Annotated in this window: 7 protein-coding genes and 1 pseudogene; 3 read left to right on the forward strand and 5 right to left on the reverse strand. The window is 73.2% G+C overall.

Annotated elements, in window-relative coordinates:
• Nucleotides 1-112: 112 nt before the first annotated feature.
• Nucleotides 113-583 carry a universal stress protein gene (locus ACFRFC_RS08425; RefSeq protein WP_382687384.1) on the reverse strand — a complete coding sequence of 157 codons (471 nt, stop codon included), beginning with the start codon at nucleotides 581-583 and terminating at the stop codon, nucleotides 113-115.
• A 167-nt stretch (nucleotides 584-750) separates the two neighbouring features.
• Between ACFRFC_RS08425 and lysX the strand changes: the two genes are divergently transcribed.
• Both lysX and ACFRFC_RS08435 read left to right on the forward strand, forming a co-directional pair.
• Nucleotides 751-4,044, forward strand: a complete 3,294-nt coding sequence (lysX, locus tag ACFRFC_RS08430; protein WP_382687387.1) for a bifunctional lysylphosphatidylglycerol synthetase/lysine--tRNA ligase LysX — start codon at nucleotides 751-753, stop codon at nucleotides 4,042-4,044.
• Nucleotides 4,045-4,273: 229 nt separating this feature from the next.
• Nucleotides 4,274-5,110, forward strand: coding sequence for a polysaccharide deacetylase family protein (locus ACFRFC_RS08435; RefSeq protein WP_382687389.1), 837 nt, complete (start codon nucleotides 4,274-4,276; stop codon nucleotides 5,108-5,110).
• A gap of 27 nt (nucleotides 5,111-5,137) precedes the next feature.
• On the opposite strand, the gene ACFRFC_RS08440 is transcribed toward ACFRFC_RS08435, so the two are convergent.
• The gene (locus tag ACFRFC_RS08440; RefSeq protein ID WP_382687391.1) at nucleotides 5,138-5,809 is read right to left on the reverse strand and encodes a class F sortase; all 672 of its coding nucleotides are present in this window, start codon (nucleotides 5,807-5,809) and stop codon (nucleotides 5,138-5,140) included.
• Nucleotides 5,810-6,410: 601 nt separating this feature from the next.
• On the opposite strand from ACFRFC_RS08440, the pseudogene ACFRFC_RS08445 reads away from it, so the two are divergent.
• Nucleotides 6,411-6,889, forward strand: a pseudogene (locus ACFRFC_RS08445) (hypothetical protein).
• 80 nt (nucleotides 6,890-6,969) lie between these two features.
• Here the strand turns inward: ACFRFC_RS08445 and ACFRFC_RS08450 are convergent.
• The 3 genes from ACFRFC_RS08450 to ACFRFC_RS08460 all read right to left on the reverse strand — a co-directional run.
• Nucleotides 6,970-7,515, reverse strand: a complete 546-nt coding sequence (locus tag ACFRFC_RS08450) for a hypothetical protein (RefSeq protein ID WP_382687394.1) — start codon at nucleotides 7,513-7,515, stop codon at nucleotides 6,970-6,972.
• 215 nt (nucleotides 7,516-7,730) lie between these two features.
• Nucleotides 7,731-8,495, reverse strand: a complete 765-nt coding sequence (locus ACFRFC_RS08455; protein WP_382687396.1) for a hypothetical protein — start codon at nucleotides 8,493-8,495, stop codon at nucleotides 7,731-7,733.
• Nucleotides 8,496-9,601: 1,106 nt separating this feature from the next.
• The coding region (locus ACFRFC_RS08460) for a hypothetical protein (protein WP_383112596.1) at nucleotides 9,602-9,786 on the reverse strand (185 nt) is incomplete at its 5' end.

Genomic DNA, 9,786 nt, shown 5'->3' on the forward strand with positions numbered 1-9,786 from the left:
ACGGGGCAGCGCCCCGAAAGGGGCGCGGGGAACTGCGCGACCAGCCACCCACAACCCGCACCCAGCACCGCACCGCAACCCGGCAGACGCCCCCGGCGACCGAAACCCCGCCCTACGGAACCACCGTCACCGGCCACCGCCCCGCCTTCACCAGCCGAATCGCCACGGACCCCACGATCCGATGCCCGGCCCGCTCCGACGCCCCGACCACCACCGCGTCCGCCTTCAGATCGTCCGCGGCCTTCACCAGCCCGCTGTACGCGTCCCCGCGAAACGTGTGGAACTCCCAGCGCACATCGAATATCCCCTTGGCCCGCTCGGTGGCCTCCCGGATCTGCGCCACCAGGTCCTGGGCGATCTCCCCGGTGGTGTCGGCGACCGGCGCCCCCAGCGCCGCGCCCGCCACCAGCATCGGCTGCACGTACACCACCGCCAGCAGCGCGCCCTGCCGACGGGCCAGCCCCCCGGCGTACGCGGCGGCCCGCAGCGAGGAATCGGAGCCGTCCACCCCGACGACGATGACCTTCGGTCCGTCCGTGCCACGCTCGAACTGTTCGAACCGTCTGGATTCCTGTTCCGTCACGCCCCGAGGCTATCCGAACCCCCTGCCCCGGCCGCAGGCCGCGCGCCGCCCCTCTGCAGGGGTTCCACGGGTTCCACGGGTCGCCGCCGGTCCTCGCCGCTGGTGGCCGGTCGTCGCCGCTCGTCGCCGACGCGCGAGGCGGGCGCGGGCTTCCTAGAGTCGATGACATGAGCGCGACCCAGGACGCCGGACCGGCCCGGACGGCACCGGACGGAGACGGCGGGCGGCCCGGAGGCGGAGCGCTCGGCAGGGTCCCCGAAGGCTTCGCCGTCTTCTTCGGCGCCCTCGGGCTGCTCTCCGCCCTGCTCGCCCTGATCCCCCCGCTGCGCATCCCGCTGCGCCCGCTGGTGGACGTCCTGGACGCGGTGATCGTCCCGGTCAGCGCCAACCTCGCCTACGCCGTCTTCCTCTTCCTGCTGGCCGCCGCCACCGCCGCCCGCAAGAAGGTCGCCTGGTGGCTGATCGTCGTCTATCTCGGCCTGCTGATCCTGACCGACGCCTTCGCCGTGGCGCTCGGCCTGTACTCCGCGTCGCTGGCCTCGCTGATCGTGTGCGCCCTCGCCCTGCTCCTGCTGATCATCGCGAGGGACGAGTTCTACGCCGCCTCCCGCCGGGGCGCGGTGTGGCGCGCGCTCGCCGTCCTGATCGCCGGGATCGTGGTGGCGACCCTGGTCGGCTGGGGCCTGGTGGAGCTGTTCCCGGGCACCCTGCCCCGGAGCCAGCGCCTGGCCTGGGCCGCCGACCGGGTGTGCGGCGGCCTGGTCGCCGCCGGCGCCTACGACGGCCGCCCACCCCGTCAGCTCGCCTTCCTGCTCGGCCTCTTCGGCGCGCTCGCCCTGCTGAACGCCGCCGCCGCGCTGTTCCGCTCCCAGCGCCTGGAGGCCGCCCTGCACGACGACGAGGAGGCCCGGATCCGCGCCCTGCTCACGGTGTACGGCGCCCAGGACTCGCTCGGCTACTTCGCCACCCGCCGGGACAAGGCCGTCGTCTTCTCGCCCAGCGGCAAGGCCGCCGTCACCTACCGCGTCGAGGCCGGCGTCTGCCTGGCCAGCGGTGACCCGGTCGGCGACCGGGAGGCATGGCCGCACGCCATCGCCGTCTGGCTGGACCGGGCCCGCCGGCACGCCTGGGCGCCCGCCGTCATGGGCGCCTCCGAGGAGGGCGCGAAGGCGTTCGCCCGCGCCGGGCTCGGCGCCCTCCAGCTCGGCGACGAGGCGATCCTGTCCGTGGCCGCCTTCGACCTGGACGGCCGGGAGATGCGGGTCGCCCGGCAGGCCGTGCACCGGGTCCGCCGCACCGGCGCCGCCAGCCGCGTCCGCCGCCACGCCGACCTCACCGACGACGAGATGCGCGACCTCGTCGACAAGGCCGACGCCTGGCGGGACACCGAGACCGAACGCGGCTTCTCCATGGCCCTGGACCGGCTCGGCGACCCCGCCGACGGAGACTGTCTGCTGGTGGAGGCGCTCGGCGCGGACGGCAAGCTGCTGGCGCTGCTCTCCTTCGTGCCCTGGGGCCGCGACGGGGTCTCCCTGGACCTGATGCGCCGCGACCGCTCCGCGCCCAACGGCGTCATGGAGTTCATGGTCGACGAGCTGTGCGCCGCCGCCCCCCGCCTCGGCGTCCGGCGGATCTCGCTCAACTTCGCCGTGTTCCGCTCGGTGTTCGAGGAGGGCGCCCGGATCGGCGCCGGACCGGTGCTCCGGCTCTGGCGCGGCCTGCTGCTGTTCTTCTCCCGCTGGTGGCAGCTGGAGGCGCTCTACCGCTCCAACGCCAAGTACCACCCCGAGTGGTACCCGCGCTTCATCTGCTGGGGCGAGGCCGCCTCCCTCGCCCGGATCGGCCTGGCGTCCGGCATCGCCGAGGGCTTCGTCTCCGTACCCTCGCTGCGCAAGCTCTGGCGCAAGGGCCACCCCAAGGACGGCCGGCGACCTGCGGCCATCGCCGCCCTGCCCCCGCTCGCCCCCGGCACGGGCGACGGGACCGCCCCCGCCGACCCGTCGACCGCCCTCCCCGAACAGATCCGGCTGCGCCACCGCACGCTGGACCGGCTGCGCGCCGAGGGCACCGACCCCTACCCCGTCGGCGTCCCGCCCCGCACCCACGCCCTCGCCGACCTCCCCGCCACCGGGGAGGTGACCGTCGCGGGCCGGATCATGCGGGTCCGCGACTTCGGCGGCATCCTCTTCCTCACCCTGCGCGACTGGTCCGGCGACCACCAGCTCGCCCTCACCCGCGACGGCTCCGGGCCCGCCCTCGCCGCCTTCCGCGCGGACACCGACATCGGCGACCACATCACCGCCACCGGCCGCGCGGGCACCAGCGACAGCGGCGAGGCGACCGTCTTCGTCACCTCCTGGCGGCTCACCGGCAAATGCCTGCGCCCGCTGCCCGACAAACGCCGGGGCCTGACCGACCCCGAGACCAGGGTCCGTATGCGCTCCGTCGACCTGATCGCAGGCCCCGAGGCCCGTTCCGTCCTGCGCATCCGCTCCACCGCCGTCCAGGCCCTGCGCCAGGGCCTGCTGGACCGGGGCTTCCTGGAGGTCGAGACGCCGATGCTCCAGCAGATCCACGGCGGCGCCGACGCCCGCCCCTTCACCACCCACAGCAACGCCTACGACCTCGACCTCTACCTGCGCATCGCCCCCGAGCTGTATCTGAAACGGCTGTGCGTCGGCGGCCTGGAGAAGGTCTTCGAAATGGGCCGCACCTTCCGCAACGAGGGCGTCTCCCACAAGCACAACCCCGAGTTCACCATGCTGGAGGCCTACCAGGCGTACGCCGACTACGACGTGATGCTCGACCTCACCCGCGAACTGATCCAGGCCGCCGCCACCGCCGCCTTCGGCCGCCCCGTCGCCCGCAAGGACGGCCAGGAGTACGACATCTCCGGGCCCTGGCCCGTCAGGACCGTCCACGGCGCCCTCTCCGAGGCCCTGGGCGAGGAGATCACCCCGGACATGGAACTGCCCGCCCTGCACCGGCTCTGCGACCGCGCCCATGTCCCGTACACCGCCGACGACGGCCAGGGCGACATCGTCCTGGAGATGTACGAGCGACTGGTCGAGGAACGGACCCGCTTCCCGACCTTCTACCAGGACTTCCCCATCGACGTCTCCCCGCTCACCCGCCGGCACCGCACGGACCCACGCCTCGCCGAACGCTGGGACCTGGTCGCCTTCGGCACCGAACTCGGCACCGCCTACTCCGAACTCACCGACCCCGTCGAACAGCGCCGCCGCCTCACCGCCCAGTCCCTCCGGGCGGCGGGCGGCGACCCGGAGGCCATGGAACTCGACGAGGACTTCCTGACCACCCTGGAGTACGCCATGCCCCCCACCGGCGGCCTGGGCATCGGAGTGGACCGCCTGATCATGTTCCTCACCGACCGAACCATCAGAGAAACCCTCCCGTTCCCCCTGGTGAAACGCCAGGATCCCCATCGCCAAGGACCTTGACGACGCGCAGGGTCCGCTGGGGGACAGGCTTTCGCGGATACGCCCTGCTTCTAGGGGCGCGGGGAACTGCGCGACCAGCCCCCATGGCGCCGCACCCACCCACAACCGCTCCCGGCACTCACCCAACAAACGCCCGATCAGCGGAGCCGACTGGTCCGCCCGGGTGCAATCCCCCACCGCGCCGGTGTCGCTACGGTGCGCCAGGCCCCCCCTGGGCGACCCATGAGTCATGACGAAGGATCAGTTCCTCACCCGCCGCCGCGCACTGCTGGGCACCCTCGCCGCACTCGGCGCGGCCGGCACGGCGGGCCTGTTCTCCCTGCGCTCCGGCGGCGATCCCGCCCCCGTCACGCCCGGCCCGCCGGCGGCACCGGCACGCGTTCCGCAGAAACCCTCCGCCTACCGGCTCCAGCCGCTCACCGGACACGGAGCGCCGCGCACCGCCCCCCGCCGCCTCCCCGTGCGCACCGAGCCGCTGCTGAGCGTGGACACCATCGGCCGCACCATGGTGCTGACCTTCGACGACGGCCCCGACCCCCGCTACACCCCGGACATCCTCGACACCCTCGCCGCGTACGACGTCCCCGCGATGTTCTTCGTGTGCGGGGAGATGGTCGTGGAGAACCGCGGCCTGATGGAGCGGATGGCCGACGCCGGTCATGTCATCGGCAATCACACCTGGTCCCACCCGCTGCTGACCTCGCTCGGCCGGTCGGCCATCCGCGGCGAGATGGAAGGGACCTGCGAGGCCGTCGAGGAGGCCGTCGGCGAGTGGCCGCGCTGGTTCCGCGCGCCCTACGGCGCCTGGAACCGGGCCGCCTTCCAGCTCGGCGCGGAACTCGGCATGGAACCGCTGGCCTGGACGGTCGACACCCTCGACTGGACCACCCCCGGCACCCGCACCATCGTCGAGCGGGTCCACGAGGGCGCCGGACCCGGCGTCGTGGTGCTCTCGCACGACGCCGGCGGCGACCGCTCGCAGAGCGTGCAGGCGCTGCGGGACTATCTGCCGCAATTGCTCGACGCGGGCTACCACATCACCGTGCCCCGCCGGCACCCCGCGTGACGGGCGGCCCGCCCGGCCGGGATCCGGTCAGCGGACCTCGGCCAGGCGGGCGAAGACGACGACATTACCGTCGTAGCCATTCTGCTGGGAAAAACCGCCGCCGCAGGTGATGACCCGCAATTCGGCGGTGCCCTTGGAGGCATAGACCCGGTCGCCGGGGAAATTGTTCTTCTCGAACACCTCGATGCCGTAGATCTCGAATACCGCGGTCTTTCCGTCCCGGCGGGCCACCTCGACGTGGTTCTTCTGCTTCAGCGCGCCGAGCCCGTAGAACACGGCGGGCCCCTGGCTGTTGTCGACATGGCCGACGACCACGGCCGTGCCCTTCTCCCCGGGGGAGACCGCACCGGTGAACCATCCGGCGAGATTGGGGTCCTCCGGCGGCGGCGCGTCCACCCAGCCCGCCGCGTCCAGACCCACCGGCATCATCGGCGCGTCCACCTGGATCGCCGGGATCCGCACCCGGTCCGGGATCGCGTAGGGCAGCGGCGACAGCTCCTTGCCGAAGGTGGTGCCGGGCGCCGTACGGGTGTCCGCCGCGGCGGACGCGGGCTGCGGGGGGCCCTCGTCGAACTCCCCCGAACCATTGCGGAGGAGCGCGAGCCCGGTGAGCAGCACGAGCGCTATCACGCCCCAGGGGGCCCGCCGCTTGCGCCGCTCCTCCTCTTCCGCCAGCTCGGCCAGCTCGGAAGCAGACATTCGCCATCCCCTCTCGACCCGGCCGTCGCCGCGTCAGTCGCGCATGGGGAAACGCTAAGTGCCGGGGCGGAAACCGGCGCGGGGACAGATGCGAACGGGTGGCCCCGGCCCTTTCCCGGTGAGCCATCCGAGTCGGCGCGAGCAGGAATTTTCTGACGGTCCGTGACCTGCGGCAATATCCGATTGCGCGGTTTTCCCCCGGCGTGTTGCCTCACCAGGACGGACCATCGCCGAAATGCGCGCGCGCACACGGCATCTGAGGGTCTATCTGGGAGGTGCTATCTCGCTCAAAGACCGGAAACGGATCCCGGGGCGCCTTCCGCGGAGGATCACATGCGTACTGCCAGAACCCTGGCGGCCTCGGTCGCCGCGGTCGCCGTCGTGGGGCTCGCCGCCCCTGCGGCCGTCGCCTGGGAGAGTCCCGGCCAAGGAGGCGGCCTCGCGGACGACTCGGGCGTCAGGGACGACACAGTTCTTGAGGACCGGGGCGTACTCGACGACGCGGGCGCACTCGGCGGCGGGGACGAACTCGCCGACCGGGGCGGTCTCGGTGGCGACGGTCTCGGAGGCAACGGTCTCGGTGGCAACGGTCTCGGTGGCAATGGTCTCGGTGGCAACGGTCTCGGTGACCGGGGCGAGGTCGCCGATCGGGGCGGTCTCGGGGACCGGCGTGATCGGGGCCCCAGCAACATCGTCGCCCGGCCCCAGGTCATCGCCCGCGGCGGGCAGCTGACCATCACGGTCGACGGCTGCCGCAACGGCGGCACCGCGTCCTCGCGGGCCTTCCGCCCGACCACCCTCACCCCCACCCGGGGCGCCGCCGAACCGGCCAGAGGCCGCGCCACCGTGCACCGCGACGCCCGCCCCGGCAACTACGACATCCACGTCAACTGCGACGGCGCCACCCTGACCCGCCCGCGTGCCTTCACCGTCATCGGCGGTGTGCGCGGCGGCATCGGCGGCAGCAGCACCAACGGCGCCACGCCGACCGACATGGCGATCGGCGGCGGCCTGGTTGGGGCGGCCCTGCTGGGCGGCGGCGTGTTCTGGATGCGCCGCCGCGCCGAGAAGCGTTTCTGACCGGCCGGTTCCGGCACGGCAGGACTTCGCCCCGGTCCCTCGTCGGGAGTCCGGGGCGAAGCCCTGCCGTGCCGGAGGCGTCAGCCGCTCTCCTCGGCGGACCGGCGGCGCGAGAAGTGGTACGCGGCTCCGACCGAGCCGGCGATCAGCGCGAGCCCGAGGCCGATCTCCTCGATGTCGAACCCGCCGAGCGAACCGCCCTCACCGGCGTGCACACCACGCTGCGGATACCCCGAGCCGGAGTAGTCGGAGTCCGAGTAGCCGGAGTCGTACGAGGAGTCGTGGCGGCCCTCGGCGACGGTGAGTTCGGCGGTCTCCCAGAAGGTGCCGCAGTGGAACTTCACCTCGTAGACCGCGCCCTTCCTGGCCTCACGGTCGATGGTGGCCTCGGCGCTGCCCCGGCCCCGGGAGATGGTGACATCGTCGAAGATGCCCGAGGAGACCCGCACCTCGCGCTCGCAGCCCTCGGCCCGCAGAGTGACCCGGCCTCCGGCGGCGATGGTCTGGGGGGCCACCGAGACCCGCAGCCGGGACTCCTCCTCGCCGCGCGCCTGTGCGGCGGGGGCGGTGAGAGCAAGGGCGCTGACGGCCAGCAGTGCGGCCGAGCCGACGCGTATCGCGCGCATGGTGAATCCTCCGGGTCCCCGAGGAGCAGCCGCGGACCTGTTCCGCCGGCGCCAGAAATGCACCTCGATGACCGAAACGCTAGGAAGATCCGCACAGGCGCGCGAACGCAGTCGTGCGAATGGGGCATACGGCTGGGCCGCTGGAGGGACGCGGTTGGTACGGCCGGGGGACGGGCCCGGCGTGGCGACGCCGTCGGTGAACCCCCGTCGGTCCGTCAGTCCCCGATGCCCGGGAACAGATTGAGGAACGGTTCCGCGGACGCCGTGACGCCCCGGCTGTAGGGCGCGTCGAAGTCCCAGATGAGGAACAGCAGAAAGGCGATCAGCGCGGAGAACAGCCCGGCGAGGACGAGTTCGCGGAAGGTGCGCCGGATCTGGAGGGCCAGCACCATGCCGACGGTGATGACGGCTCCGGCGATCAGCCCGAACCACACCACCCCCGGCATGGTCGCCCCCAGGGAGTCGGCGCGGGAGCTGCGGGCCTGGGAGGCGGCGGTCACCTGGTCGAGCAGCGGCTGGTACGCCTGCGCCTCGAAGTCGTTGCCCGGCTGGTAGTCGGTGACATCGGCGCGGATACGGGCCATCAGCTCGTCGCCGCGCTCCGTGATCCTCCCCTCGTCGGCCATCGTCTTCCACTCGGTGTCGACGACGTGTCCGACATAGGTGTTGACATCGTCCCGGATGCGGTCTCGTGCCTCGGCCGGATAGACCCGTACCCGCTCGGAGATCTCGTACAGCGCCTGTGCCTCGGCGCGGACGTGGTCCTGGGCGATGTTGCGGGCCTCCCAGACGCCCGCGATGGCCAGGCCCAGGACGATCGCGTAGACCACGCCGATCCACATCGTCATGTACTCGATGACGTCCGGTGTCTCGGAGGGGTCCTCGTCGTCGGACGCGGCGCGGTTGCGGACCAGCGTGATGGCGACCACCAAAGCGCAGGCGGCCAGCATCGCGAGAGTAAGAACAAGCCATTCCGGCAAGGGATGCCTCCAGAGTCAGCGCGGTCGCAGCGCGGCTACGGCGACCACCGCGGGCACGGTGATGAGCAGAACGAAGGTGACCGGCGAGGTGCCGCCGTGGGTGGCCTGCTGATGGGTCGCGGGCCGGTACGGCGGATAGCTGACCGGCGTGGGGGAGGGCCGCGGGGTGGGCGTGGGGGCCGGGCTCGGGGTCGGAGCGGGCGTGGGACGGGGAGCGGGCGCCGGAGGCGGCGGGGGAGGGGGCGGAGGCGGTGGCGGGGGAGGCGGCGGCGCGGGGGCGGGCCTCGGCGGGGGTGGTGGCGGGGGCGGCGGCTCCGGGGTCGGGGTGGGCTCGGGCGGAGGGGGGAGCGGGGACGGCGGGGGAGGCTTCGGCACGGGGGGAGGGGGCGTGGGGACCGGGGTTGGTGTCGGGGTCGGGGTGGGCGTAGGAGTGGGAGTGGGCGTCGGGGTCGGTGTGGGCGTCGGTGTGGGCGTCGGGCACGTCAGCGGTATGAGCCGGCCGCCGCTCCCGGCGACCGCCACGGCGTCGATGCCGCCTGCTCCGGTCGAGGCCCAGGCGCAGGAGTGCGCTGCGGCCGGACCGGCGGGCGCGCCGGCCAGCGCCCAGGTCAGCGACAGCACGGCCAACGCCCTGGTGGCGACGGCGGATCGGGTCCGTTCGGGTCCATGCACGACGCAGATCATGAGTGCCCCCGGCGAACGGCACGCCCGGGTGCCGAGGGATTGCCCCGAAGGAGGGATTCTGAGCCCGGAAGGTTTGAACACCCGGAACCCGGGACGCCGGGTTCGACGTGCGCTGGGCATTGCGTATGCGTGTCCTGGGCGTTCGGCGTCCGCTCGCCGGAGGTGCCGCGACGGCCCTCGGGTGTCGTGCGCTGTCGTCCGGCGTCGGTTCGTCGGGCGTGCCGCGGTGTCCTCGGACGTCGCGTGCTGTCCCTGGGGCGTCCCGCGTTCGCTTGCCGGGTGTTCGGCGTGCCCTTTTCGGAGGTGCCGCGGTGGCCGTCGGGGCGTTGTGTGCTGTCCTCTGGGCGGCTGGCGCCCGTTCGTCGGGCGTTCCGCAGTGCCCTCGGGCGTTGAGTGCTGTCCCTGGGGCGTCCCGCGTCTGCTCACCGGAGATGCCGTAGCCGCTCCCGGGTGTCGTGGCCTGTCCCCGGGGCGATCCGCGTCCGCTCGCCGGGCGGGCGCCGCATCCGCCCCCGGGTGTCCCGGACTGCCCCCGGGGTGTCCGGCGTCCGCTCTTCGGGTGTCCGGCGTCTGCTCGCCGGGTGTGCCGCAGCGCCCTGGGGTGTCC

Origin of the sequence: Streptomyces sp. NPDC056734, from assembly GCF_042790455.1 — a bacterium.
GTDB lineage: Bacteria > Actinomycetota > Actinomycetes > Streptomycetales > Streptomycetaceae > Streptomyces.

Bases quoted from the DNA above. Each gene is read 5' to 3' on its own strand.
- ACFRFC_RS08440 (WP_382687391.1), bottom strand. From the start codon at position 5,809: ATGTCTGCTTCCGAGCTGGCCGAGCTGGCGGAAGAGGAGGAGCGGCGC.
- ACFRFC_RS08435 (WP_382687389.1), top strand. From the start codon at position 4,274: ATGACGAAGGATCAGTTCCTCACCCGCCGCCGCGCACTGCTGGGCACC.
- ACFRFC_RS08450 (WP_382687394.1), bottom strand. From the start codon at position 7,515: ATGCGCGCGATACGCGTCGGCTCGGCCGCACTGCTGGCCGTCAGCGCC.
- lysX (WP_382687387.1), top strand. From the start codon at position 751: ATGAGCGCGACCCAGGACGCCGGACCGGCCCGGACGGCACCGGACGGA.